Origin of the sequence: Corynebacterium sp. USCH3 (assembly GCF_037619475.1) — a bacterium.
Classification (GTDB): domain Bacteria; phylum Actinomycetota; class Actinomycetes; order Mycobacteriales; family Mycobacteriaceae; genus Corynebacterium.
Genome location: NZ_JAQPZT010000007.1, coordinates 1 through 25,917, shown reverse-complemented (window position 1 = coordinate 25,917; position 25,917 = coordinate 1). Strand labels below are relative to the sequence as shown.

The window sequence follows — 25,917 nt, the reverse complement described above, 5'->3', positions numbered from 1 at the left end:
TGACAGTCTAGACGGGAGAGACCCCATGAAACTTGCGACGGTCCGTATCGACGGTTCGCGGTGCACGATCCAGGTCGACAGCGTCGACGACGCACCGGACGGGGGCTCGGTCACCGGCCGTATCGTGGACCGCCGCGAGCTCGGCGCCCTGCTCACCGCCAACCCGACGGGGATCCGGGGCGCGGTCGAATCCGGCCTGCGCCGCGACGGCGACGAGGTGACCGTTCCCCTGGCTGACCTGCAGCCGGTCATCCCGTCGCCGTCGAAGGTGTTCTGCGTCGGCCTGAACTACCGGGAGCACATCGAGGAGATGGAGCACCCCATCCCCGACCACCCCACGCTGTTCGTGAAGTACCCCTCCGCCCTGACCGCCCCCTACACCGAGGTCACGGTACCAGCCGGGATGACGGAGAAGGCGGACTACGAGGGGGAGCTCGCGGTGGTCATCGGGTCCCGGCTCGCCGGGGCGAACGGCGGTGCCTCCGCCGAGGAGGCCCGTGCCGCCATCGGCGGGTACGCGGTGATGAACGACTTCTCCCAGCGTGACTGGCAGTACCGCACCCAGCAGTGGCTGCAGGGCAAGAACCTCGACCGGTCCTCCGCCTTCGGCCCGTGGCTGACGGTGGCGGACGACTACGATCCCGTCGCCGAGGGCGCGGTACTGCGCACCTGGGTCAACGGGGACCTGCGGCAGGAGCACTCCACCTCCGACCTGGTCTTCCCCCCGGTCGACCTGGTGCGCTACATCTCCCACTTCGCCACCCTGGAACCCGGCGACGTCATCGCCACCGGTACCCCGGAGGGCGTCGGCGCTGGTTCCGGCCGTTTCCTCGCCGACGGGGACGTGGTGCGCATCGAGATCGACGGCCTCGGCGCGGTGGAGTCCAGCATCCGGATGTGAGTTCAGCGTCCCCCGCCAGGGGGCGCTTTGATAGGGTCAGCTCAGTACGCTTACCCTGCCCTACGCACCCCCGGAGTTCCCCATGAACCTTCGCACCACCCGCCCGACGCGCCGCGCTGCGGCTCTCGCCGCCACCGCCGTCCTCGCCCTGGGTCTGACCGCCTGCTCCAGCGACTCGGACGACTCGACGGACTCGGCGGACTCAGCCGAGACCACGGCTGCCGAATCCGCCTCCGAGACCGAGGCTGAGGCTGAGGCCGCGTCCGACGGCCCCCTGTCGGTCGACAAGACCGACGGCCTCTCCGACGGTGACACCGTCACCGTCACCCTGGAGGACCTGGACACCGAGAACAACTACTACGTCGCCGTCGCCAGCACCGACGGAGACAGCAGCGACCCGTCGACCTACGCCGGCGAGATGAGCGACTGGGCACGCGTCGTCCCCGAGGGTGAGCAGGGTGGCACCGCCACCTTCGACGCCGACGGCAACGCCGAGTTCGACCTGGCCGTCCAGTCCACCAACGAGGCCGGCACCGTGGACTGCACCACAGACTCGTGCTCGGTGAAGCTGGTCACCGACCACGCCTCGACGCCCCCGTTCTCGGACATCGCGGCCGTCCCCGTCACCTTCGGGAACTGACCCGGTACGACCCCCTGCACTGACCCCCTGCACTGTGCCGGGAGGTCACTCCCCGGGGACCAGCAACCCGCCCTCGTAGGCGAGGATCACCAGTTGCGCCCGGTCGTGGGCGTGGATCTTGGTCATGATCCGGTTGACGTGCGTCTTCGCGGTATGCGGTGAGATGAAGAACTCCTCCGCGATCTGCTGGTTCGACAGCCCCCGCCCCACCAGCTGCAGGACCTCACGTTCCCGTTCGGTGAGCAGCGCCAGGCTGCGCGTCGCCTCCTCGGAGACCGCGGGGCGCGGCCCGGGCGACCGCACGTAGCGGGCGATCAGACTGCGCGTCGCCGTCGGTGACAGCAGTTCGTCACCGTCGGCGACGGAATGCACCGCCCTGATGATCTCCTCGGGCTCCGCTCCCTTACCGATGAATCCGCTGGCCCCGGCGCGCAGGGCGGCGACCACGTACTCGTCCTCCTCGAACGTGGTGAGGATCAGCACGCGACTGCCGGCGTTGGAGGCGTCCGCACAGATCGCCTCCGTGGCACCGATCCCGTCCAGCCGGGGCATCCGGATGTCCATGACGATGACGTCCGGGCGCAGGGCGGTCGTCATGTCCACGGCCTCCTCCCCGTTCGTGGCCTCCCCGACGACGTCGGTGTCCGGTGCGCTGGACAGGATGTCCACGACGGCCTGGCGGATCAGGACCTGGTCGTCGACGACGAGCACGGTAGTCACAGGCGGACCTCCCGGGGAAGTGGAACGGTGGCGGAGAGGGTGAATCTCCCCGCCGATTCTACGGTGTCGATCTCCCCGCCTGCCGCCGAGACCCGTTCGCGCAGACCGGTCAGCCCCAGGTGCCCCTGCGGGGCGTCCGGCTGGTTGCGCTGCCCGTCCGACACCGGGTTCGCGATCCGTACGGTCACCGCGGGGACTGTGCGGCCACTGTCCTGCTCCACCGAGATGTGCAGCTCGGCGGTGTGTCCGGAGCCGTGTTTGTGGGCGTTGGTGAGCCCTTCCTGGACCACGCGGTAGATGACGCGACCAGTCGTGTCGTCGACGGCCTCGAGGTCACCGTCCGTCGTCGGGTCGACGTCGAGCCCCGACTCGACGACGGAACGCACCAGGTCCTCCAGGTCCGGCAGCCCCGGCTGCGGCAGGTGGGCGGAGGCGTCACCGTCGTCCTCCCTGAGGTAACGCAGCAGGACGCCGATGTCGCCGAGGACGTCGCGGGACGCACTGCGAATCGTGCCGAGCGCGTCCCGTGCCTTGTCCGGACGGGCGTCCAGGGCACTGGACGCGACCCCGGCGTTGAGACTGATCACCGAGATCCGGTGGGCGACGGTGTCGTGCAGGTCCTGGGCGATCCGCAGCCGCTCCTCGGCGACACGTCGGCGGGCCTCCGCCTCCCTGGTCTGCTCGGCCCGCTCGGCCCGCTCCGTCGCCGCCCGGGTGTACTCCCGGCGCGACCGGGCACTGTCACCGAGGGCGGTGGCCACGGCGATGCCCGCCGCCACCTGGAACACCTGGGGGTCCAGGGTCATCCGGTCGTCGGTGAACAGGCTCAGCACCGCGACCAGGACCGTCCCGACGGCCCCGGCGACCAGGGCGGGACGCCGGGGCGCGGCGTTCGCCGCGGCGAACACCGCCACGACCGCGCCGATGCCCGGCGCCAGCGCGGGCAGCCCGAGGACGACGGTCGTGAGGTAGGCCGCGAGACAGACCGCGAACACCGGCAGGGGCCAGCGTCGTCGCAGGAGCATCAGCGCCGCCGTGGCCACGGCCAGCGCCAGCCCCAGCAGCATGACGTGGTTGTCGTGCAGGGCGGGACCGGCACCGGGGACCGGCACCGGCCCCCGTCCCCCGGCCGGGCCTCCACCTACGCCGCCACCGCCGCCGGCGCCTCCGCCACCCGGTGTCGGGATCAGGACGGAGACGAGGATCAGCGCCATGACGGCCGCATCACCGGCCCACACCGGCAACCATCCCGGACGCTCCTTCGGCAGGTCGGCGGCGGGACGTGTCGGGGGCACCGGGGGCTCGTTCATGGGGCCATTCTCCTTCATTCCGTTACCCCTACGGTTCTACCGAAGGGGAGCCTGCCGCGCCCGCCACCGGTTCATCGACGACGGGCTGGGCCGGTTCGACGATCCGACGCCGCACCGGATGGCCGGAGCTTCCACCGACGACCACCCACCGGTACCGGGGTTCCGGCGCCGGAGAGGATTCCTCCCCTGCGGTCTCTCGGGCGGGGGCGGCCCCCGAACCCTCGTCGGCCAAGGCGTCCCGCACGATGCGACGTGGGTCGTAACGCTGCCACTGGCGGTTCCACGCCGCCGGATCCATCACCTCGGAGTTCACCCCGAAGTCTCTCTCGGCGCGGCCCCGGGCCGCCTCGGTGAAGCCACGGATGTTCCTGATGGCGGCGGCGAGTTTCTCCGCGTAGAGCGGAAGCCGCTGCGGGCCGATGATCACCGCGGCGATGAACCCGATGACGATGAGCTTCTCGATGGTCAGGCCGAACATGTCAGCGTACTCCTTCCAGGGTCGGGGCAGCCGGTGTGTCGGTTCCTGCCCTCGTGAGCATGCGGCGGTCGTGGAGCCAGGAGATGCCCAGGGCAATCCCGAACAGGACCGCCATCGGAACGGCGATGAGGAACATCGACAGCAGATCCGCTGCCGGTGTCACCAGCGCGCTGAACACCACGATCCCGATGGTGATACCGCGCCAGCTGCGGGCAATCGTCGCCGCCGGCAGCAGCCCCGTCATGTTCAGCACCACGACGAAGGCCGGGAGGGTGAACGCCACACCGGCGGCAAGCACCAGCTTCATCACGAAGTCGACGTAGTAGGACGCCTGCAGCAGGGTGCTGTCCTCGGCGGACGCGAACCCGGCGAGGAGTTCGACGATCCTGGGGAACACGGCGACCCCGGCGGCGCACCCGCCGACGAACAGCGGGATGACGGCGGCGAGGAAGCCGAAGGCGTACCTCTTCTCCGTCCTGGTGAGGGCCGGGGCGACGTAGGCCAGGAGCTGGTAGAGCCAGACCGGACTGGACACCGCGATGCCACCGAACAGGGCGATCCGGAGCTTGAGGTCGAAGGCCCCGGTGATGCTGTCGTAGTTGATGCTCGCCGACCGGGACTGCGCGATCTCGACGACCGGTGCACGCAGGACGTCGAGGACCTGGTCAGAAAGGAGGTAGGCGACGACCATGCCGACCGCGAGAGCCGCCGCGACCCGGGTGATCCTCCGCCTGCCTTCCCGGAGGTGTCCGGCCAGGGGCATGGCGGCCCCGGTGGTCGGCTTCACAGTCGTGGTCGTCATGAGCTCAGCGGACCTGCCGTGGGAGTCACCGGCACGGTGCGCACCGGCGACGGTGCCTCCGCCGCCGGCGCGGCAACCGGGGCGGCGGCCGGACCAGCGTCCGGCTCGGGGTCGGCGGCCTCCTTCTTCAGGATGCGGACGGACTGGCCGACACTCTTCGCCAGTGCAGGGAGCTTGGCCGCCCCGAACAGCAGGAGGACGACGGCGAGGATGACAAGGGCGTGCATTCCGGTGAGGTTCTGTAACATGATCTGTTCCTTAGGAGGTCTGTGGTTCTGTGGGGTGGCGGTCGAGGTCAGGACGCTGTGGCGTCCGACGCCCCGGCCGTGCCGTCGGTCGGCGGTTCGCCCGGCGTTCCGCCGGTGGGGGGTTCGCCGCCACCGGGGCCTCCGCCGTCGCCACCGGAGCCTCCCGGGCCCCCGCCCGCGGGGGCGGCACCGCCGGTGGGTTCGGTGCCCGTGTCCACACGCACCGTCAACGAAGCGATGTACCCGGAGTCGGCGTCGCCGCTGATCGTGGCCATCTGCAGCGCGCCGGCGTCCTCACCGAACACGTTGTCGGTGTCGAGGGTGATCTGCGAGAGGTTGTCCGATGACCCGTCATAGACCGACGAGGTGTAGACGTCGGTGAGGACGTCCTCCGGGATCGCCATCTGGGAGGTGGAGATCGCGTTGGCGGAGTCGTCGATGGAATCGACGTCGGGGTACACCTCGAAGTGGATGTGGGTCCACCGCCCGGTGTAGCAGCCCGGCATCACGGAGGTGAAGGTCACGGTCCCGTCGGCGTCGGCCACCTGGACCCCGCGCAGCCAGGTCTCGTTTTCGACGCCCTCGGAATACATCGAGTACTGCCCCTGGGCGTCGCAGTGCCAGGCGTACACGGCGACGTCAGCGAAGGGTGCGTCGTCGTTGGCCATGTCGGTGACGGTGAAGGTGAACTCCAACGGCACGCCGTCGACCGGGGCATCGGCACCGATACTGGAGCGGATGTCGCTGCGGACGATCCCCGACTCCGACAGCACGTCCGGGCCGTTGGAACCGTCCGCCGGGTAGGGTCCTGCGGTCTCGTCCGGGATCTCGCCGGAGGGAAGGGCCGACGAGGCGGCGGTTCCGGTGGTCGCCGCCGTACCGGCGGTACCGGACGTCGATGTCGAACACGCCGCCAGTGCGACGGCACCGGCACCGGCGACACCTGCCCCGAGGAACATGCGGCGGCTCACCAGGGTCCGCAGGTCGAAACCGACGCCCTGGTCGACGACCTCCTCCTCGGGCCGGTCGAGCAGTCGGCCCTCGTAGGCGGGGCCGGCGGGGGTGTCGGTGGGGTCGGGTACTCGGGTGGCCATGACAGGCTCCTCCTTGGTCTTCGGGACTGTTGCGGGATCTACGGGGACGGACGGCTTCCTGTCCGTCCATCACCGTGACCTTGAGTCTCGTCGACCGTGGCGCCTGTCGCGTCCCCCCTACGCAGTCATCACGTACTCCCACCGCGGTATTTCGCGGTACGTCCCCCGCACCGTCCGGTGCGTTAGCGGTCGGACGCGGTGGCGTCCCGCCACACCACCGCCGTCGCCACGGCGGCCACACCCTCACCTCGTCCGGTGAACCCCATGTGGTCGGTGGTCGTGGCGGACACGCTCACCGGTGCCCCGACCAGGTCGGAGAGGACCTGCTCCGCCTCGGTGCGTCGGGGTCCCATCTTCGGCCGGTTCCCGACCATCTGCACGGCGGCGTTGCCGACGGTGAAGCCGTTGGCGGCGAGCAGCTCACGACACTCGGTGAGCAGCCGTGCCCCGGTGACCCCGGCGTACTCGTCACGTCCGACGCCGACGAAGGACCCGAGGTCGCCGAGCCCGGCCGCGGACAGCAGGGCGTCCACGACGGCATGGGCGACGACGTCGCCGTCGGAGTGTCCCTCGCATCCGTCGGCCCCCTCGAAGAACAGTCCGGCCATCCAGCAGGGTTTGCCTGCCTGCACCTGGTGGGCGTCGGTGGCGACACCGACCCTGGGGATGATCACGACGCCCCTCCGTGTCCCGCCGTGCGGTGGGCCCGCTCAAGATCCTCCGGCAACGTGATCTTGAAGGCCCGCTCATCGCCGGGGACAGCGACGACCGTCTCCCCCGCCATCTCCATCAGCGAGGAGTCGTCGGTGACGGCGACGGGAGCCAGGTCCGACGGCGGCTCGCCGGTCGGGTGTGCCGAGTCGAGCTCTTCCCGTGCCTGCTGCATCCGGTTCGCCGCGAGCAACCGGTCGAAGGCGAAGACCTGCGGGGTCTGCGCCGCTCTGAGGGTCCGGCGCTGCGGGGTGGACCGGATGACCTCCGCCCCGTCGAGCGCCCCGGCGGACACGGTGTCCACGACCTTGACGGTGTCCGTCACCGGCACCACCGGCACGGCCCCGCTCCAGGAGCCGTCCTCGACCCCTTCCGCCGCCGCGGCGACCGTGGCACGGATCATCTCCGGCGGGGTGAGGCACCGGGCGGCGTCGTGGACGGCGACCAGGTAGCCTTCCGGGATGTCCTCGAGGTCACCGGGGGTCTCCCGGTCGGTGCCGCCCCCGGTGAGCAGCTGGACCGATTCCAGCCCGGCCCGTACCGAGTCGGACCGGTCCGCGCCTCCGAGAACCACGGTGACCTCCATCGGTGCCCAGAGGCCGAGCTGGCCGTCCACGAGACTCCGGGCGTGGTCGACCATGTCCGAGGACACCGTCACCACGGTGTGGCCGACAGACTCCGACGCGGCCAGTCCGTCCAGGCAGCGTTCCAGGATCGTCCTCCCATCGACCTGCACGAACGCCTTCGGCAGGACTTCCCCCAGCCTGGTTCCGCTGCCCGCGGCAGCCACGACGGCGAAGACGCGGTCGAGTCCGTCCACCGGGGTCAGTCCTCGTCTTCGCCGAGCTCGTCGTCGAGGTCGACGGACTGCGGCTCATCCTCCTCGGCGACACCGGCGGCACGACGGGCCGCCGATTCCTCGCGGTGACGGACGATGGTCTCCTCCATCCTCTGCACCGTGGCGTCCGCCTTCGCGTCGTCCACTCCCTCGGCGAGCGCGAGCTCCCCGACGAGCACGAGACGCGCCTTCGCCAGCATGCGCTTCTCACCGGCGGACAGGCCGCGGTCCTGGTCGCGACGCCACAGGTCACGGACCACCTCCGCCACCCGGTTGACGTCGCCGGACGCCAGGCGTTCCTGGTTGGCCTTGTACCGGCGGGACCAGTTGCCCGCCTCCTCGACGTCCGTCTCACGCAGCACGGAGAACACCCTCAGCAGGCCTTCCTCCCCGACGACGTCGCGCACACCCACGGTCTCGGCGTTCGCCGCGGGCACCCGGACGAGCAGGTCCCCCTGGTTCACCCGGAGCACGAGGTAGTCGACCGGCTCCCCCTTGAAAACGCGCTGCTCAATTCCCTCGATCACTGCGGCACCGTGGTGGGGGTAAACGACGACGTCCCCGATGTTGAACTCCATGACGATCCAGTTTAGCACCCTCCCCCCGCCACCCGCGGCCCAGCCCGCGCCGCTGCCCCACCGTGACCGGGCCACGACCAGACGACGACCAGACGACGACCAGACGACGACCATGCAACGCCCCCGCCCCACCCCGTATGGGTCCGTCCAGCCGGACCGAACTAGGCGTCCAGCACCCCCACAGGTTAATGTGGACTCGACGAAACCCGCCGCCCTGACACGTGACGGGACACATCATCTGCAGTTGACGGCCCCGGACGGGCCTCAGATGGAGGAGAAGCACAGTGAAGAACCGGAAGCCCGCCGCGCGTCGGCTGCTCGCCGTCACCGCCGGTTGCGCGGCCCTGGCCCTGTCCGCCTGCGGCGCGGGCCAGATCTCCCAGACCGCCAACCAGGTCGCCGCCGTCAACGGCACGAACGGCGAACTCGGCGACGCCTTCGTCCGGGACGTCACCCTGATCACCCAGGAGGACAACTCCGTCGCGCTGAAGTTCAACGCCTCCAACCAGGGCATCGAGGGGGGCGACGTCACCCTGGAAGGTGTGTCCGTCCAGGACGCCTCGGTCGACATCGGCGGGAACATCACCATCGCCCCGGACTGCTCCGTGGTCGCCGACTCCGAGTCCGCGATCAAGGAGATGAACCCCTCCAACGCCGACGTGGGCTGCACACAGTACCTGGAGACCACCGTGGAGGGCGAGAACTTCTACAGCGGTGCCGCCCGCGTCGTGACCTTCGAGTTCAGTGACGGCGACATCGAGATCAACGCACCCATCGTCGCCTGGTACGCCGAGGCCGGCCAGACGAACCGTCACCAGGACGGTGTCACGCGCGAAGGGACCGACACCATCGACGGCGACCACGGGGGCCCGGACATCCGCTGACGTCTCCTCCGTCCCGTCTGACGCGCATCTCCCCGCACGGGGAATGCGCGTTTTTCATGTCCGCCCCCGCTACTAGTCTGTGAGCCATGGCCACGAAAACCACGAACCGTAAGACCCGCAGCAGCTACAGCTGCTCCTCCTGTGGTCACCAGGTGTCGAAGTGGGTCGGGCGCTGCCCGTCCTGTCACGAATGGGGGACGATGGACGCGGCCACCGCGCCGGCGGCCGGGACGTCGTCCCCCGCCGGTCTGACCCCCACCTCCCCCGCACAGCCGGTGACGGCCATCGACCCGACGATCGCGAACCACCGCACCAGCGGCATCGGCGAACTCGACCGGGTGCTCGGCGGTGGCGTCGTCCCGGGAAGCGCCGTGCTGCTCGCCGGAGAACCCGGCGTCGGCAAGTCGACGCTGCTGCTCGAGGTCGCCAACCGGTGGGCGCGGCAGGACCGCAGCGTGCTCTACCTCACCGCGGAAGAGTCCGTGGGTCAGGTCCGCCACCGCGCGGAACGTACCGGGGCGCTGTCGGAGTCACTGTTCCTCGCGGCCGAGCACGACCTGGAGACCGCACTCGGCCAGATCGACGCGGTCCGGCCGGAGCTGGTGATCGTCGACTCGCTGCAGACCCTCAACGCCTCCGGTGTGGAGGGTGTCGCCGGCGGCGTCGCACAGACCCGCGCGGTCGCCGCCACCCTGACCACCCTGGCGAAGTCCACCGGGGTGCCCGTCCTGCTGGTCGGGCACGTCACCAAGGACGGCAACGTCGCCGGACCGCGCACCGTCGAGCACCTGGTCGACGTCGTCCTGAACTTCGAGGGCGACCGGCACAGCGCCCTGCGGTTCCTGCGCGGTCAGAAGAACCGGTTCGGAGCCACCGACGAGGTGGGCTGCTTCGAACAGACCGCCGACGGGATCCGTGAAGTCGCCGACCCCTCCGGACTGTTCCTCCACCACCGGGACGACCCCGTCGCCGGTACCGCCGTGACTGTCCTGATGGACGGGCGCCGGCCGATGCTCGGCGAGATCCAGACCCTCGCCCTGGAGACCCAGATGCACACCCCGCGGCGGGTGGTGACCGGCATCGACGCCAGCCGGGTTGCCGTGGTCCTGGCTGTCCTGGCCAAGCGCGCCGGCGTGGACCTGATGGGCCACGAGGTCTACGCGGCGACCGTCGGCGGCATGAAGATCAACGAGCCGGGGGCCGACCTCGCCCTGGCCCTGGCCCTGGCCTCCACCGCATCCGGCACGGCGCTGCCGACCGGGCTGGTCGCGGTCGGTGAGGTCGGCCTCGGCGGTGAGGTACGGCGGGTCCCCGACCTCCGTCAGCGCCTGGCGGAGGCCCGGAGGCTCGGTTTCACCACCGCGGTCGTCCCGGACTCCACTCGTGGGGCCGACCGGACCACTCCGCCGGACGGCCTACGGCTCATCGCGGTCGGCACCGTGCAGGAGGCCGTGGCGAAGATCGGGCTCACGCGAGGTTGAACGTCTGCGACTCCGAGGTCTTGTCGCCGATATGCCCGTAGACCATGTACGCACCGTTGCCGACCGGCTCACGGCTGTCACAGGAGTCCGGTGACGACGTCGTCCGGGACCAGGCGGTCATCTCGAAGGTCCGCGACTGTTCGGGTTCCAGCCGCAGCCGCCCGGTCGACGTCGGCGAATTGCAGTCGGTGTCGCCCCACACCCGCGTGTACCCGGAGTCCATCGTGAAGACCTCGAACTTCAGCTCGTCCTCGCTCAGGTCGATGTCGCACTCCCCGGACGTGGGGTTGGTGACCTCGAGGAAGAAGTTCGGCTGCTGGCCGTCCCGGAACGTCGGCGCACCGGGCCGGACGGACAGCTGGAGGTCGTCCAGTTCACAGGTCCTCTTCGAGGCGACCTCGTCCGGCACGCCCTCGGTCTCGGAGGGCTCCGGCCGTTCCGAGGATTCTGAGGGCTCCGCCGACCGGGACGTCGACCCCGATGCCTCAGTGGACTCCGCCGCGCCAGAGGATTCCGGTGTCGTCCCCGACGGCGACGACACTGCGGACGACTCCCCCGTGGTGGCGACCTGGTCCTGACCGTCGTCCCCACCGGTCAACGAACTGATGACCCACCACAGCAGCGCCACGACGACAACCAGAACCACCACCGCCGTGATACGACGGCGCCGGTAGACTTCCGGGGGCAGGGGCCGGGGATCGTTACGCTGACTCACACGACCAGTGTAACCAGCGCCGACGGCACGGTGACGTCATGACACCCCGGGGCGTGGGTGTCAACCCCGCGCTCAGGGCACCGGAGTCGCCGGGACCCCCTCGATATCCACGCCGTAGCTGGCGACAGGCTCCGCAAGACCGTCGGACAGGCGGTACCGCATACCGACCACCCCGCACTGCCCGTCACGCAGCCGCTCGAGAATCCCCGGAGAACGGTCCACGATGTGGTTGGCGATCTCCACGACATGGTGCTTCTCGAAGTCCTCACCGGTGTCCGCGCCCTGTGACCTGGCCGCCAGCAGTGAGGGGGTCACCTTCTCCACCAGCACACGCTGGAAGCCCGGCGGCATGCTGCCGGTCGCCAACGCCGTCTGTGCCGCGGCGATCGCCCCGCAGCTCTCGTGGCCGAGGACCACGACCAACGGCACGCCCAGGGACACGACCGCGAACTCCAGCGACGCCAGCACCGACAGGTCCGTGATCTCGCCGGCCGTACGGATCACGAAGATGTCGCCGAGCCCTTGGTCGAAGACGATCTCCACCGGAACCCGTGAGTCGGAGCACGCCAGCACCACGGCGTTGGGCCGCTGCCCCCCGGTGAGCAGTTCACGCCGCCCCCGGTCCTGGTTCGGGTGCGCGGAGTCCTCGTCCATGAACCGGCGGTTGCCGGTCATCAGCAGTTCGACGGCCTGCTGCGGGGTGAGGGGGCCGACGGCGTCGTCGGTGTCGCGGGACGGTGTCGTGTCGTCTGAAGTCATGCGGACTATTCTGCCACCGCCTTTGGCCGGGCGCCCGTCCGTGCGGCACAGTAGGGTGCAGTGAACACCGTGAGGACGCAGGAGACGCCAGCCGGAGCCGACGGACCGACCACACTGGGGTCGGTGCTGAACCTCTGGTACGACCGCCATGCCCGGGACCTCCCGTGGCGGCGCCCCGGGACCACACCGTGGGCCGTCCTGCTCAGTGAGATCATGTCCCAGCAGACGCCCGTGGCCCGGGTCGTCCCGCTGTGGACGGCCTGGCTGGACCGCTGGCCGACCCCGGCGCACCTGGCTGAGGCCCCCACCGACGAGATCCTCCGCGCCTGGGCGAACCTGGGCTACCCCCGCCGGGCACTGCGCCTGCGCGAGTGTGCACGGGCGATCGTCCACGACCACGACGGGACCGTGCCGTCCACGGTGCCCGAGCTGCTGGCCCTGCCCGGCATCGGTGACTACACCGCCCGCGCCGTCGCCGCCTTCGCCTTCGGCCGCGCTGTCCCGGTGGTCGACACCAATGTCCGCCGTGTTCACCGTCGGCTGGCCCGCGGCGAGTTCCTGCAGGGCCCGGCGAAGGCCGGCGATCTCGCCGACGTCGCCGACCTGATGCCCTGGGTGGACGAGGATCCGGCGCTGACCCGGCGGGGGTACCGGAACTCCCGGCACCGCCCGGAGGCGCACAGCGAGGCGCTGGGCATGTGTTCCTCGCTGATGGAACTGGGGGCGACGGTGTGCACGGCCCGGTCCCCGCAGTGCGACGACTGCCCGGTGTCGGACAGGTGCCGGTGGATCGCCCTGGGGCGACCGGCCCCCAGCGCCGCAGACTCTGCGGCGGCGAAGAAGCGGGTCCAGAAGTTCGAGGGTACCGACCGCCAGGTCCGTGGCCGGATCATGGCGATCCTGCGGGCCGCGGAGACCACGGAGGCCACCGTCGCGGACTTCGCTGACACGAGTGAGGACGCTGCCCAGCGGTCCCGCGCACTGGAGTCCCTCGTCGCCGACGGGCTCGTGACACGGACGGACGCCGGCCCCGGCGCCCGCTACCGACTACCTCGGTAACGGACCGTCGGGACCGGCGTCCTGTGTCTGTCTGTTCCGACCGGCGCCGCCGGCCGGGACGGGCTAGTCGCGGTGCTCGCCGGCGGAGACGTCCTGCGTCTCCGGCAGCTGGTCCTCGTCCGTCGCCGCGTCGATGACGTCCTCCTGCGCCTCCTCCGCCGGCTCTGCGGCGATCTCGGGCAGGGGCTTCGGGCGGGACCCGAAGACGAACTTCGCTCCTTCACCATTGCCGGTGCCGTCCCAGTTCTCGACGTCGACGGTGACGATCTCGCCGGCACCCATCTCGCCGAAGAGGATCTTCTCCGACAGGTGGTCCTCGATCTCACGCTGAATCGTCCTGCGCAGCGGACGGGCACCGAGTACCGGGTCGAAGCCACGGACCGCGAGCAGGCTCTTGGCCTCCTCGGTCAGTTCCAGCCCCATGTCCTTCTCCGAGAGTGCCTTGCGCACCCGGCCGGTGAGCAGGTCGACCATCTGGACGATCTGCTCCCGGGTGAGCTGGTGGAAGACCACGATGTCGTCGATACGGTTGAGGAACTCCGGCCGGAAGTGCTTCTTCAGCTCGTCGTTGACCTTCGTCTTCATCCGGTCGTACTGGGCGCTCTCGTCGGTCTCGCCGGAGCCGGAGAAGCCCATGCCGACAGCCTTGGAGATGTCCCTGGTACCCAGGTTGGAGGTGAAGATCAGGACCGTGTTCTTAAAGTCGACGACGCGACCCTGACCGTCGGTCAGACGGCCGTCCTCGAGGACCTGCAACAAGGTGTTGTAGATCTCCGAGTGGGCCTTCTCGATCTCGTCGAACAGGACCACGGAGAACGGCTTACGCCGCACCTTCTCGGTGAGCTGGCCGCCCTCGTCGTAGCCGACGTATCCGGGAGGTGCACCGAACAGACGCGAGGCGGTGAACTTGTCGTGGAACTCGCCCATGTCGATCTGGATCAGTGAGTCGTCGTCACCGAACAGGAACTCCGCCAGTGCCTTCGACAGCTCGGTCTTGCCGACACCCGACGGACCGGCGAAGATGAACGACCCGCTCGGACGCTTGGGATCCTTCAGACCCGCACGGGTACGCCGAATCGCCCGCGAGACCGCCTTGACCGCGTCCTCCTGGCCGATGATCCGCTTGTGCAGCTCATCCTCCATGTGCAGCAGTCGGGTGGACTCCTCCTCCGTGAGCCGGACGACCGGGATGCCGGTCCAGGTCCCCAGGACCTCGGCGATCTGCTCCTCGCCGACCTCGGCGACGTCGTCGAGCTCGCCGGCGCGCCACTGCTTCTCCTTCTCCGCACGCTCGTCGGTGAGCTTGCGCTCGTCGTCGCGCAGGGAGGCTGCCTTCTCGAAGTCCTGGTCGTCGATGGCCGCTTCCTTGGCCCGACGGACCTCGGCGATCTTGTCGTCGACGTCCTGGATCGCCTTCGGCGCAGTCATCCGCTTGATACGCATCCGCGCACCGGCCTCGTCGATGAGGTCGACGGCCTTGTCCGGCAGGAACCGGTCGTTGATGTACCGGTCCGACAGACGGGCCGCCGCGGCGAGGGCACCGTCGGTGATGGAGACCCGGTGGTGTGCCTCGTAACGGTCGCGGAGCCCCTTGAGGATCTCGATCGTCATCTCGGCGCTGGGCTCCGGCACCTGCACCGGCTGGAAACGACGCTCCAGGGCCGCGTCCTTCTCGATGTGCTTGCGGTACTCGTCCAGCGTGGTCGCACCGATGGTCTGCAGCTCACCACGGGCCAGCTTCGGCTTCAGGATGCTGGCCGCGTCGATCGCGCCCTCGGCGGCACCCGCACCCACCAGGGTGTGGATCTCGTCGATGAACAGGATGATGTCGCCGCGCTGGTTGATCTCCTTGAGCACCTTCTTCAGACGCTCCTCGAAATCACCGCGGTACCGGGAACCGGCGACCAGCGAACCCAGGTCCAGCGAGTAGAGCTGCTTGTCCTTGAGCGTCTCGGGAACCTTGCCGTTGACGATGTCCAGGGCCAGCCCCTCGACGACGGCGGTCTTGCCCACACCGGGCTCACCGATGAGGACGGGGTTGTTCTTGGTACGCCGCGAGAGCACCTGCATGATGCGCTCGACTTCCTTCTCCCGGCCGACGACCGGATCCAGCTTGCCGTCCTTGGCCGCCTGGGTCAGGTTGCGTCCGAACTGGTCCAGGACCAGGGAGTTGGACTTCTGGCCCGGCTTACCGCCCGAGCTGGAGTCGGAGGACTGCCCGACGCCCGCCGTGGCCGGCTCGTCCGGGGCCGCCTCCGGCTCGGTGCCCTCGTAGCCCGAGAGCAGCTGGATGACCTGCTGACGCACCCGTGACAGGTCGGCGCCGAGCTTGACCAGCACCTGCGCCGCCACGCCCTCACCCTCGCGGATCAGGCCCAGCAGGATGTGCTCGGTGCCGATGTACTTGTGGCCCAGCTGCAGCGCCTCGCGCAGGGCGAGTTCCAGGACCTTCTTGGCCCGGGGGGTAAAGGGGATGTACCCGCTCGGCGGATGCCCGCCGGTGCCGATGATGTCCTCGACCTCGGTGCGCACGGCCTCCAGGGAAATCCCCATCGACTCGAGAGCCTTGGCGGCGACGCCCTCACCCTCGTGGATCAGCCCCAGCAGGATGTGCTCGGTGCCGATGTAGTTGTGGTTGAGCGCGCGGGCTTCTTCCTGTGCCAGGACGACGACCCGTCGCGCACGGTCGGTGAACCTCTCGAACATTTGCTCTCCCTCGCTTCAAGGTCCGGATGTGGGGACCACCTTAGTGATTCAGCGCCTCCACGTTCAGTCACTCTGTACAACGACAGCGTCACACGGCTTGTTCCCGGACGACCCACCCCCCTGAACCCCTATTAAACACCATGTCAAAGCATGTTTTTCCGACCGCAGGCGAGGTTGTACGCCGTCAGCGAACAGGCCATTTTCGCAACCGGAGGCACCTGAGACATCTGTTCCGGGGAAACGAACCATTTTTATCTGTAACCTGTCTTACACGGCCATGCCCCCTGAACGGTCTGTCACAGACAACACCGCAGCCTCATCCCGAGAAGAAGGAGAACCATGAGCGGTTCCGACCCCGCAGTCACGCTGAAACAACTTCCGCAACTCGCCGAAGGAGCGATCCCCCTCGTCAAAGCCGGTGTCTTCGGCGCGATGAGTCCTGTCGCCATGGGCAAGGCCCTGAAGGCGATCGTCCAGTGGTCGTTCACCCCGGCCGGGCTGCTGGCCATCGGCGCAGCACAGGACCCGTACCACACCGCCATCCTCGACGATGCCGGGTCCATCACCTACGGCGAACTCCACGACCAGACGAACAAACTGGCCGAGGCCCTCTACCGCACGGGCGTCCGTGAACGCGACAAGATCGGCATGCTCAGCCGCAACCACCGCGGATTCATCATGACCATGTGCGCCCACGGCCGTCTGGGGACCGACATCGTCCTGTTCAACACCGGGGCCTCGGCCGAGCAGACCCGCGCCGTCATGAAGGAGCAGAAGATCGACCTGCTCTTCATCGACGAAGAGTTCATCCCGCTGCTCCCCAAGGGATTCGACGATTGCCCGGTGATCGTGAACTGGGAAGAGGACCAGGACACCGCCGCCGCCCCGCTCACCGAGGAGGAGAAGAAGGCGCGGACGGCCGACATCGAGTACGCCAGCAACGTCGCCGACGCGCAGAAGTCCGACGACCATGCGACCCGGAGCTCGGACTGGCCGACACTCACCGAAGTCCTCCGCACCGGGCCGGCGGAGTCCAAGATCCCCGCGCGCCCCCGCCGGGGCCGCACGATCATCCTGACCTCCGGCACCACCGGCACCCCGAAGGGTGCCCGCCGTCCGGAACCGAAGACGTACCTTCCCGCGTCCTCCATCATGTCGCGGATCCCCCTGAAGCACCACCGCGGCTACTACGTCCCGGCGCCCATGTTCCACCTGTGGGGTTTCTGCCAGATTCAGCTGGGTCTGGCACTGCGCGCGACCTTCATCCTGCAGCGGAAGTTCTCACCGCGTGCGGCGGTCAAGCTCATCGAAGCGAACCGCCCGGCGAACATCGCGATCGTCCCCACCCAGCTCCGTCGCCTCCTCGAGGCTGTCCCGGAGAACTTCAACCCCGGCGTGAAGTCCATCGTCGCCTGCGGAGAGGCTCTGCCCCCGCGGGTCATCCGGGACACACACGAGAAGTTCGGCAAGGTCCTCTACAACCTCTACGGGTCCACCGAGATCAGCTGGGCGTCGATCGCACAGCCACAGGAACTCGAGGAACACCCGACCACCGCCGGAAAGCCCCCGATGGCAACGGTGCTGAAGATCGTGGACGACGACGGCAACGACGTGCCCGAAGGCGTCGTCGGACGGGTCTTCGTCGGCAACGACCTGCTGTTCGAGGGCTACACCCGCCCCGGTGTCGACAAGGAGAACCTCAACGGACTGGTCTCCACCGGCGATCTCGGCTACTACGAGGACGGATTGTTCTACCTGGCCGGTCGTAGTGACGACATGATCGTCTCCGGCGGTGAGAACGTCTACCCGCAGGAGGCGGAGGACGTCATCTCCGACATGCCGGAAGTGTACGAGGTCGCTGTCCACGGCGTCGCCGACCCGGACTTCGGCCAGGCTCTCGCCGCCTATGTCGTCCTCAACGACGAGGACAAAGACAAGGAGGAGGGCTTCGGCGAGCGGGCGAAAACCGCTGTCAAGGCGAAACTTGCCCGGCACAACGTCCCCCGCTACTTCGTGTTCATGGACGTCCTCCCGCGTAACGCCGTCGGAAAGATCGTCCCCCGCGAATTGCCCGCCGTCGACAACGGCATGGATGACGACGCAGCATAACACCGCGACGACGCGCTGAACGCGCACTCATCCGGAGCGACCGGGAGCGGCCCGCAGACAGAGTCTGCGGGCCGCTCCCCTCTGTCAGGCCGACTACCGTTCACGCAGCTGACGGGCCCCTGGGCGGGTAGTCTGCGAGGCACACGACCTACAACGTCCGCCTGACTGCCGGAGTACATGATGACCCCAGATCACCGGAAGCCCCCACCGCGCGTGCTGATCGTCATCACCGGCATCGCGCTCACCATCCTCGCCATTCCTAGCGGGGCCGTCATCGCGCTGGTCGTCATATCCCTGGTACTCAGGATCTAGCCGGAGCCCTGCATGAGGTTGTGAATACGCGCCGCGGGGAGTCACTCCCCGGTACTCCGTGGGACCTGTGGTGGATCACCGCACTCCTTATAGGGTGCGAACAGTGACGTATCCCCGGGTGGCAGAGCATTGTGCCCCAGCGTCAACCACATCGCCAGGCTGACTACCTACGGTCGCCTGGCGGTACTGCTTTCGGGACGAGCGGGGGATGCCTGCAGCATCGGCGGGGCTCCCGAGGCCGCCGGAGACGACAAGAGCGGCCTCCGGTCGATGTGACCGGAGACCGCTCTGTCGGGCGTGACCTGCTACTTCAGCTGTGCTGAGGTCAGCTCGAGCTCACGGCGTGCGACGACCAGCTGCTGAATCTGCTGGGTGCCCTCGAAGATGTCGAGGATCTTGGAGTCGCGGGACCACTTCTCCAGCAGGGAGCGCTCGGAGTAACCGTAGGTACCGGCAAGCTCGACGGCGCGCAGGGTCAGGTCAGTGGCCATGCGGCCGGCCTTCGCCTTGCACTCGGAGGCTTCCTTGTTGTTCGGCTGCTTGTTGTCGGCCATCCAGGCGGCGCGCAACGTCATCAGGTAGGCGGCCTCCCAGTCGGACTCGAGGCGGATGTACTCGGCAACGGCGGCCGGCTGGTTCCAGCTCGGTGCGTCGTAGTCGATCTCCAGACCGGCCTTGGTCAGGATCGTGCGCAGCTTCTCCAGCGAGGCGCGGGCGACACCGACGGCCATACCTGCCACCAGCGGACGGGTGTTGTCGAAGGTCGCCATGACGCCGCCGAAGCCCTTCTTCGTGTCGACCTCGGGAGAACCCAGCAGGTTCTCCTTCGGGACGCGCACGTTGTCCAGAATGAAGTGGGCGGTGTCGGAGGCACGGATGCCGAGCTTGTGCTCCAGGCGGGCGAGCTCGAAGCCCGGGGTGTCACGCGGGACGACGAAGGACTTGATGGCGGCACGTCCCGCCGACTTGTCCACCGAGGCCCACACGACGACGTGGGTGCAACGGTCACCGGCGGTGACGAAGATCTTCTCGCCGTTGAGGACGTACTCGTCACCGTCGAGCTTGGCGGTGGTGGCGACCGCGGCGGAGTCGGAACCGAACTGCGGCTCGGTGATGGCCATCGACGCCCACACCTTGCCGAAGCGCTCGAGCTGCTCGTCAGTGGCAACGGCGGCGATAGCGGAGTTGCCGAGGCCCTGGTAGGGGATCGACAGGGTCAGTCCGACGTCGCCCCAGCAGGTCTCGATGACGTTGAGCAGGGAGGTCATGTTTCCGCCGTTGCGGACCCCGTCCGCCTGCTTCTTGCTGTCGCTACGGCCTCCGGACGCGCCACCGACGTTACCGCCGCCGTCGCTCATGCCCTCGACCAGGGAGGACATCGTGTCGAGCTCGATGGGCCGCTCGTGCTCAGCGAGATCGTACTTACGAGCGATGGGACGGAAGATCTCTGCGGCGGCCTGGTGGGCCTGGTTGATGGTCCCACGCAGCTTCTTCGGGAGTTCCAGGTTGATCATTACAGTGCTCCTTCGATGTTGTTACTGACGGGGACTTACAGGACCACGACGCCTTCGGCGACGCCGATCGCACGCAGGTCGCGGTACCACTTCTCGACAGGGTGCTCCTTGGTGTAGCCGTGGCCGCCGAGCAGCTGGACGCCGTCGAGGCCGATCTGCATGCCACGGTCAGCGGCGAAGCGGTGGGCGAGACCGGCTTCACGGTTGAAGGACAACCCCTGGTCGATACGGGAGACGCCGCGCAGCACGATCATGCGCAGGCCGTCGAGCTCGATGCGGATGTTGGCGACCATGAAGGCGACGGACTGGCGGTGGGCGATCGGCTCGCCGAACGCCTGGCGCTCCTTGACGTAGGGCTTGACGTACTCGAGCACGGCCTCGGAGGTGCCGGCGGCGAGTGCGGCCCACCCCAGACGGGAACGACGGATGATCTCGGCGTAGTCCTCGGCACGGGTCTCGGCGTCGAGGTCGACACCACCCAGCAGGTTGGATGCCGGGACCTTGACGTCCTTGAGCAGGACACGGCCCAGGCCGGCGGCGCGGATACCCATGGAGGGGTCAGCCTCCACGACGACACCCTCCGTCGAGGACTCGACGATCGCGAAGGTGTTCACACCGTCGAGATCCACGGCGACAACGAACAGCTCGGAGGAACCGGCGTTGGGGACCAGCGTCTTCACACCGTTGATCACGATGTTGTCGCCCTCGCGCTTGGCGGTGGTCTGCAGGACGAAGGGGTCGAACAGGGCACGGGACTCGTTGACGATCACGGCGGCCTGCGGGACCGACTCGCCGGCGAACTCCGGCAGGTAGGTCTTCTGCTGGGCGTCGTCACCGTAGTTGGTGATGGTCGTGGCCACGCCGGCCGGGGCCAGGATGGCGACGGCCTGTCCCATGTCGCCGAAAGCCAGGGCCTCGGCGACGAGGGCGGAGGTCGTGGAGGCGGACTCGGAGGCCAGGCCCTCGTACTCCTCCGGCAGGCTCACCAGGGAGATACCCAGTTCAGCGGCCGTGTCGAGGATCTCCTTGGGAGTCTCGGCAGCCTCATCGGCGTCGTGCGCGCCGGGACGCAGCTGCTCCTCGGCGAACTCCCGCACGGCAGACGCGAGCATCTCCTGGTCTTCGGTGGGTGTCAGGTCGAAGAGCGCCTTCGCGGGCTTCTTGGGCTCGGTGTTTGCGTCTCCTTCGCCACCCTGGTTCTCCAGGCGTACCGGCTTACCGGAGCCCTTGGTCTTCTTGAACTGGCGGTTGATGGCCCCGAGGGTGCGCATTCCGCCCTTGGTGGACTCGTAGGCGACCCGGTCGACCTTTTCGCTCAGGCCGTACTTGGTGGCCAGGTCAGATCCGGTGAAGCGGGTCAGCACACGCATCGCGGTACCGATGGCGTCCCGCTTGATGGTGTTGAGGCCCGGCGTGGAGTCGTTCCGCTTGCTTCGGTCACTCATGGTGAGGCAGCTACCTTTCGCTGTACTCGGTTGTCTTCCCGGCATCTTCCGGAGAGACGAACAGTCTTAGACAGTCATGGAGTTGGGTCGGACAGATAATGATTACATCATAACCACGAATCATGATCCGCGTCACAAATCCGGCAAAAGTTCGCCTGGAGCACATATTTCCCGCTTCAATGCAGGTCAGGCTGCCGCTGGTCTCGACAATCCCCCCCTTCGACCACCCCCTTAGTAGAGCGGACACTCCACTAACTACCCGACAGTCTCCGCAGCGTCGGCGAGGCCACGGCGTCGCAGCAGTTCCGCCTCCCTCCTCCTGACCGGCCCCGCGAGAGAGACGGCGACCAACGACAGCACGGCCAACGCGATCATGTAGCTGGCGATGGGCCACCAGGCGTCATCGAACTCGGCCAGCATCCAGGTGGCGATGAGGGGGGCCGTACCGCCGAAGATCGCCGCACCGAGCTGGTACCCCAGCGTGACACCGGTGTAGCGGACACGGGTACTGAAGATCTCCGAGGTGAAGGTACCCAACGTCGCGGTGACGGGCGGCCAGACGATGCCGAGGCCGATGATGACCGCAGCAAACAGCGCCCAGTTCACCTGCAGGTCGAGCAGCAGGAAGAAGGGCACCGAGAACAGGGCGATCAGGACGGTACCCGCCAGGAACATCGACTGCCGTCCCGTCCTGTCCGAGAGACGGCCCATCACCAGGATCATGACGGTGCTGACGAACGCCGCCGCACTGACGGCGTTGAGCGCCGTGGAACGCTCAAAGTCGAGGACACCGGTGGCGTAGCTCACCACGAACGTCGCGAAGACGTAGAACGGCCCGGTCTCGACGACTTTCGCGCCGGTGGCGACGAGGACCGACCGCCAGTGGTCCCGGAGGGTGTCCTTGATGGGGAGCTTCGAGACGTTGCCGGACTCCTTGTTCTCCCGGAACGCCGGGGTGTCCGCGAGACCACTGCGGATCCACAGACCGACAATGACGAGGATGATGCTCGCGATGAACGGCAGCCTCCACCCCCAGGACTCGAACTGGTCGTCAGGGAGCATCGTCACCAGCGAGAAAGCGATGGTCGACATGAGCATGCCGATGGTGATGCCGGTCTGCGGGACCGAGCCGAAGAATCCCCGGCGGTTCTCCGGTGCGTACTCGAAGGCCAGGAGGAGCGCGCCACCCCACTCGCCACCGATGGCCATGCCCTGGATGATCCGGCACAGGATCAGCAGGATCGGAGCGAGCACCCCGACCTGTTCGTAGGTCGGCAGCAGGCCGATCGCCACAGTCGCCCCGCCCATGAGGGAGAGCGTGATGACCAGGGTCTTCTTCCGCCCGATCCGGTCACCGATGTGGGAGAAGATCACGCCACCCAGGGGACGGATGAAGAACGTGAGGGACAGCGTCAGGTAGGCCAGCATCTGCGACACGAGCGGGTCGTCCGACGGGAAGAACTGCTTGTCGAAGATGATCGCCGCCGCGGTCGCGTACAGGAAGAAGTCGAACCATTCGATGGCGCTGCCGCTGAGGCTGCCGATGAATACGCGACGGTTGGTCGTGCGGTCCCCCGCAGTGGACTGTTTCTCGATCACGGTCTCTCCAGTTGTGAGTCACGAAAGCGGTCACCGGAAGGCCCGATGACCGCCGTTCACTATTGTGACACACGTCACCGACGGTCGAGTGTTCAGCTGTCCCGTTCCGGTTTCACCATCGGGAACAGCACGGTCTCGCGGATACCCAGGCCTGTCAACGCCATCAGCAGGCGGTCGATCCCCATGCCGTTGCCGGAGGTCGGGGGCATGCCCTGTTCCATCGCCGCGAGGAAGTCCTCGTCGAGCACCATGGCCTCGTCGTCACCACCGGCGGCCAGACGCGCCTGGTCCTCGAACCTCTCGCGCTGGACGACCGGGTCGACCAGCTCCGAGTAACCGGTGGCCAGCTCGAATCCCCGGACGTAGAGGTCCCACTTCTCCGTCACACCACGCTTACTGCGGTGCTGCCGGGTCAACGGGGAGGTCTCCACCGGGAAGTCCCGGACGAAGACCGGCCCGTAGAGCTGGTCCTCGCACAGGTGCTCCCAGATCTCCTCGACGAGCTTGCCGTGACCCCAGCCACCCTTCTCCGGCACCGGCAGCCCGACAACCGCGGCGAGGGCCTTGAGGTCGTCGACTGAGGTGTCGACGGTGACCTCGTCGAGCACGTCCTGGTCGGGGAACTTGCGGTTCAGCGCCTCGTTGAGCGAGGGGTACATCTCCATGGTCTTCCACTCCCCGCCGAGGTCGTACTCGGTACCGTCCACCAGGGTCACCGTCGTGGAACCGAAGACCTCCTCGGCGATCTCCTGGACGACCTCTCGGATCAGCGTCGCACCGGTGTCGTAGGTGCCGTAGGCCTGGTAGGTCTCGAGCATGGCGAACTCCGGGGAGTGCGACGAATCCACACCCTCGTTGCGGAAGTTCCGGTTGACCTCGAAGACCTTGTCGATGCCGCCGACGACACACCGCTTGAGGTAGAGCTCCGGGGCGATGCGCAGGTAGAGGTCGATGTCGAGGGCGTTGGAGTGCGTCTCGAAGGGGCGTGCCGCGGCACCCCCGTGCAGGGTCTGCAGCATCGGGGTCTCGACCTCCAGGAAGTCCCGACGCTCCAGCGCGTGACGCAGCGCGCGCATGACCTTGATGCGGGTGACCGCGTTGGTCCGGGCCTGCTCACGCATGATCAGGTCGGTGTAGCGGTGCCGGATCCGGGTGTCCTCACTGAGCTCCTTGTGCGCGACCGGCAGCGGACGCAGCGACTTCGACGCCATCGACCAGGAGTCCGCCATCACGGAGAGTTCGCCGCGCTTCGAGGCGACCACCCGCCCATGGATGAAGACGATGTCGCCCAGGTCGACGTCGGCCTTCCACGACGCCAGGGCGTCCTCCCCCACCTCCGCCAACGACAGCATCGCCTGCAGCTGGGTGCCGTCGCCGTCCAGGATGCGGGCGAAGGCGAGCTTGCCGGTGTTGCGTACGAAGATCACGCGCCCGGCGATGCCGACCTCGTCCTGCGTCTCGGCACCGGCCTCCAGGTAGGTGACCCCCGCAGCACGGTCAACCGCCGCTGCTTCGTCCTTGGGCAGCACAGCGTAGGACGCGGCGATGTCCTTGAGAGCGTGGGTACGTGCGACCTCCACCGGGTACGGGTCCCGACCGTCGGCGATGAGGCGGTCGCGCTTGCCGCGACGGACCTTCACCTGCTCGGGGAGGTCACCACCGTCCGCCTCCGGGGAGACCTGTGATGCGTTCTGGGGGGAGTTCTTCGCGTCAGTCACGGTGCACCAGCTTACTGCATGGCACCGTCCGCCCCGGCGCGCCGTCGCCCGCAGACCGCCACCTTCCCGACACGACCGACTCTTGACATCAAAGTGATATCACTTTATCGTTAAGTGATATCAGATTCCGGAGACGCCGGAACCGGAGAGGACACCATGACACCCGAGTCCCACGCCCCCGACGCCGAAGCCGTCGCGGGCACACCCGTCGGACACGACGGCACGAACGTCAGCATCAGCGAACACCGCGCCTGGTCGGGCTCCACCGGCCTCGCCGTCGCCGCACTCCTCGGCGGCGGCGTGGTCTTCCTGGCCTCGGTCGCGCTGATCGTCTGGGCCGCCGTGGGCATGGGGTCCGGCAGTCTCGGCGAGGTCCCCGGAGGTACGTTCATCGGCGTGGGCGTGGTCCTCATCCTGCTGTCCGCGGTCGTGCTCGGCATGCTGCGCGTCATCAACCCCGGCCACACGCAGGTCGTCCAGTTCTTCGGACGGTACCTCGGCACCAACCGCACCACCGGACTCACCCTCGTGCCCCCGCTGGCGACCTCGAAGAAGGTGAGCGTGCGGGTCCGCAACTTCGAGACCAACGAGATCAAGGTGAACGACCTCAACGGCAACCCGGTGAAGATCGGCGCCATCGTCGTCTGGCAGGTCTCCGACACCGCCAAGGCCACCTTCTCCGTCGAGGACGTCGACGAGTTCATCCACTCCCAGGCGGAGTCCGCCCTACGCCACGTCGCCACGTCCCACCCGTACGACTCGGTGCCGGGGCGCATCAACGCCGACGGCACGTCCGGCGACGCCGCCACCAGTCTCGCCGGTTCCACCGACGTGGTCTCCCGTGAGCTGGCCGACGAAGTCGCCGCCCGCGTCGCCGTCGCCGGCCTGGAGATCGTCGAGGCCCGCATCTCCGCACTGTCCTACGCCCCCGAGATCGCCGGAGCCATGCTGCAGCGCCAGCAGGCACAGGCCGTCGTCGACGCCCGTGAGCAGATCGTCGACGGGGCGGTGTCGATGGTGCAGACCGCCCTCGACCAGCTTGAGGAACGTGACATCGTCGACCTGGACCCGGAACGGCGGGCGTCGATGGTGTCGAACCTGCTCGTGGTCCTGTGCTCCGACTCGTCGACCCAACCGGTGATCAACACCGGTGGTCTCCATGGCGCGTAAGAACGTCCCCCTACGCATCGACCCGGCGGTCTACGACGCGATCGCCCGCTGGGCGCACGACGACCTGCGTAGCGTGAACGCGCAGATCGAGGTGATGCTGCGCGATCAGCTGCGCCAGGCGGGACG

24 protein-coding genes are annotated in these 25,917 nt (G+C 68.2%); 8 read left to right on the top strand and 16 right to left on the bottom strand.

All coding sequences use genetic code 11. The features are described 5' to 3' along the window. Positions 1–25 precede the first annotated feature (25 nt). The gene (locus tag PQI66_RS14345; protein ID WP_339999211.1) at positions 26–901 is read left to right on the top strand and encodes a fumarylacetoacetate hydrolase family protein; all 876 of its coding nucleotides are present in this window, start codon (positions 26–28) and stop codon (positions 899–901) included. 82 nt (positions 902–983) lie between these two features. Next, positions 984–1,541 carry a hypothetical protein gene (locus PQI66_RS14340; RefSeq protein WP_339999210.1) on the top strand — a complete coding sequence of 186 codons (558 nt, stop codon included), beginning with the start codon at positions 984–986 and terminating at the stop codon, positions 1,539–1,541. A 45-nt stretch (positions 1,542–1,586) separates the two neighbouring features. Here PQI66_RS14340 and PQI66_RS14335 read toward each other — a convergent pair whose 3' ends face one another. From PQI66_RS14335 to PQI66_RS14295, 9 genes are all read right to left on the bottom strand, one after another. Then, positions 1,587–2,261: a response regulator transcription factor gene (locus PQI66_RS14335; RefSeq protein WP_339999209.1), complete on the bottom strand. Its 675-nt coding sequence runs from the start codon at positions 2,259–2,261 to the stop codon at positions 1,587–1,589. After that, positions 2,258–3,571, bottom strand: coding sequence for a sensor histidine kinase (locus PQI66_RS14330; RefSeq protein ID WP_339999208.1), 1,314 nt, complete (start codon positions 3,569–3,571; stop codon positions 2,258–2,260). Before PQI66_RS14330 ends, PQI66_RS14335 begins: the two co-directional genes overlap by 4 nt. 28 nt (positions 3,572–3,599) lie before the next feature. Continuing rightward, complete coding sequence (locus PQI66_RS14325) at positions 3,600–4,049, bottom strand: preprotein translocase (RefSeq protein WP_339999207.1); 450 nt, start codon at positions 4,047–4,049, stop codon at positions 3,600–3,602. Between the two features lies 1 nt (position 4,050). Then, positions 4,051–4,851, bottom strand: a complete 801-nt coding sequence (gene tatC, locus PQI66_RS14320; protein ID WP_339999206.1) for a twin-arginine translocase subunit TatC — start codon at positions 4,849–4,851, stop codon at positions 4,051–4,053. Beyond that, the gene (locus PQI66_RS14315) at positions 4,848–5,099 is read right to left on the bottom strand and encodes a twin-arginine translocase TatA/TatE family subunit (RefSeq protein ID WP_339999205.1); all 252 of its coding nucleotides are present in this window, start codon (positions 5,097–5,099) and stop codon (positions 4,848–4,850) included. The genes tatC and PQI66_RS14315 overlap by 4 nt, the downstream gene beginning before the upstream one ends. A 47-nt stretch (positions 5,100–5,146) precedes the next feature. Further along, the gene (locus PQI66_RS14310; protein WP_339999204.1) at positions 5,147–6,193 is read right to left on the bottom strand and encodes an intradiol ring-cleavage dioxygenase; all 1,047 of its coding nucleotides are present in this window, start codon (positions 6,191–6,193) and stop codon (positions 5,147–5,149) included. Positions 6,194–6,375: 182 nt separating this feature from the next. Beyond that, positions 6,376–6,867 carry a 2-C-methyl-D-erythritol 2,4-cyclodiphosphate synthase gene (ispF, locus tag PQI66_RS14305; protein WP_339999203.1) on the bottom strand — a complete coding sequence of 164 codons (492 nt, stop codon included), beginning with the start codon at positions 6,865–6,867 and terminating at the stop codon, positions 6,376–6,378. Continuing rightward, a complete protein-coding gene (locus PQI66_RS14300; protein WP_339999202.1) occupies positions 6,864–7,724 on the bottom strand; it encodes an IspD/TarI family cytidylyltransferase in 861 nt (286 codons plus the stop codon). The genes ispF and PQI66_RS14300 overlap by 4 nt, the downstream gene beginning before the upstream one ends. Before the next feature lie 5 nt (positions 7,725–7,729). Beyond that, positions 7,730–8,320: a CarD family transcriptional regulator gene (locus PQI66_RS14295; RefSeq protein WP_339999201.1), complete on the bottom strand. Its 591-nt coding sequence runs from the start codon at positions 8,318–8,320 to the stop codon at positions 7,730–7,732. Positions 8,321–8,604: 284 nt separating this feature from the next. On the opposite strand from PQI66_RS14295, the gene PQI66_RS14290 reads away from it, so the two are divergent. Both PQI66_RS14290 and radA read left to right on the top strand, forming a co-directional pair. Continuing rightward, entirely contained in the window at positions 8,605–9,204 is a 600-nt protein-coding gene (locus PQI66_RS14290; protein WP_339999200.1) for a hypothetical protein, read from the top strand. Between the two features lie 86 nt (positions 9,205–9,290). Beyond that, positions 9,291–10,685, top strand: coding sequence for a DNA repair protein RadA (gene radA / locus PQI66_RS14285; RefSeq protein WP_339999199.1), 1,395 nt, complete (start codon positions 9,291–9,293; stop codon positions 10,683–10,685). Here radA and PQI66_RS14280 read toward each other — a convergent pair. Together PQI66_RS14280 and PQI66_RS14275 are read right to left on the bottom strand one after the other, a co-directional pair. Next, the gene (locus tag PQI66_RS14280) at positions 10,672–11,400 is read right to left on the bottom strand and encodes a hypothetical protein (RefSeq protein WP_339999198.1); all 729 of its coding nucleotides are present in this window, start codon (positions 11,398–11,400) and stop codon (positions 10,672–10,674) included. The two genes, radA and PQI66_RS14280, sit on opposite strands and share 14 nt — an antisense overlap. 72 nt (positions 11,401–11,472) lie before the next feature. Continuing rightward, a complete protein-coding gene (locus PQI66_RS14275) occupies positions 11,473–12,159 on the bottom strand; it encodes a carbonic anhydrase (protein WP_339999197.1) in 687 nt (228 codons plus the stop codon). A gap of 60 nt (positions 12,160–12,219) precedes the next feature. Between PQI66_RS14275 and PQI66_RS14270 the strand changes: the two genes are divergently transcribed. Then, positions 12,220–13,218 (top strand): A/G-specific adenine glycosylase, encoded by a 999-nt coding sequence (locus PQI66_RS14270; RefSeq protein WP_339999196.1) that lies wholly within the window; start codon positions 12,220–12,222, stop codon positions 13,216–13,218. A gap of 63 nt (positions 13,219–13,281) precedes the next feature. Here the strand turns inward: PQI66_RS14270 and PQI66_RS14265 are convergent, their stop codons facing one another. Further along, a complete protein-coding gene (locus PQI66_RS14265) occupies positions 13,282–15,924 on the bottom strand; it encodes an ATP-dependent Clp protease ATP-binding subunit (protein WP_339999195.1) in 2,643 nt (880 codons plus the stop codon). Positions 15,925–16,263: 339 nt separating this feature from the next. Here PQI66_RS14265 and PQI66_RS14260 point away from each other — a divergent pair, with 339 nt between their 5' ends. Both PQI66_RS14260 and PQI66_RS14255 read left to right on the top strand, forming a co-directional pair. Further along, positions 16,264–18,033, top strand: a complete 1,770-nt coding sequence (locus tag PQI66_RS14260; protein ID WP_339999194.1) for an AMP-binding protein — start codon at positions 16,264–16,266, stop codon at positions 18,031–18,033. A gap of 177 nt (positions 18,034–18,210) precedes the next feature. Then, positions 18,211–18,345: a hypothetical protein gene (locus PQI66_RS14255; protein ID WP_339999193.1), complete on the top strand. Its 135-nt coding sequence runs from the start codon at positions 18,211–18,213 to the stop codon at positions 18,343–18,345. Positions 18,346–18,650: 305 nt separating this feature from the next. Here the strand turns inward: PQI66_RS14255 and PQI66_RS14250 are convergent, their stop codons facing one another. The 4 genes from PQI66_RS14250 to lysS all read right to left on the bottom strand — a co-directional run bounded on the left by PQI66_RS14250 (position 18,651) and on the right by lysS (position 24,621). Next, positions 18,651–19,859 (bottom strand): acyl-CoA dehydrogenase family protein, encoded by a 1,209-nt coding sequence (locus PQI66_RS14250; RefSeq protein ID WP_339999192.1) that lies wholly within the window; start codon positions 19,857–19,859, stop codon positions 18,651–18,653. 35 nt (positions 19,860–19,894) lie between these two features. Beyond that, positions 19,895–21,304, bottom strand: coding sequence for an acyl-CoA dehydrogenase family protein (locus PQI66_RS14245; protein ID WP_339999191.1), 1,410 nt, complete (start codon positions 21,302–21,304; stop codon positions 19,895–19,897). 255 nt (positions 21,305–21,559) lie between these two features. Then, positions 21,560–22,903, bottom strand: coding sequence for an MFS transporter (locus PQI66_RS14240; RefSeq protein ID WP_339999190.1), 1,344 nt, complete (start codon positions 22,901–22,903; stop codon positions 21,560–21,562). Between the two features lie 92 nt (positions 22,904–22,995). After that, on the bottom strand, positions 22,996–24,621 hold the full coding sequence (gene lysS, locus PQI66_RS14235) for a lysine--tRNA ligase (RefSeq protein ID WP_445228042.1): 1,626 nt from the start codon (positions 24,619–24,621) through the stop codon (positions 22,996–22,998). A 156-nt stretch (positions 24,622–24,777) separates the two neighbouring features. On the opposite strand from lysS, the gene PQI66_RS14230 reads away from it, so the two are divergent. After that, positions 24,778–25,791, top strand: a complete 1,014-nt coding sequence (locus tag PQI66_RS14230) for an SPFH domain-containing protein (protein ID WP_339999189.1) — start codon at positions 24,778–24,780, stop codon at positions 25,789–25,791. The last annotated feature ends 126 nt before the right edge of the window (positions 25,792–25,917 follow it).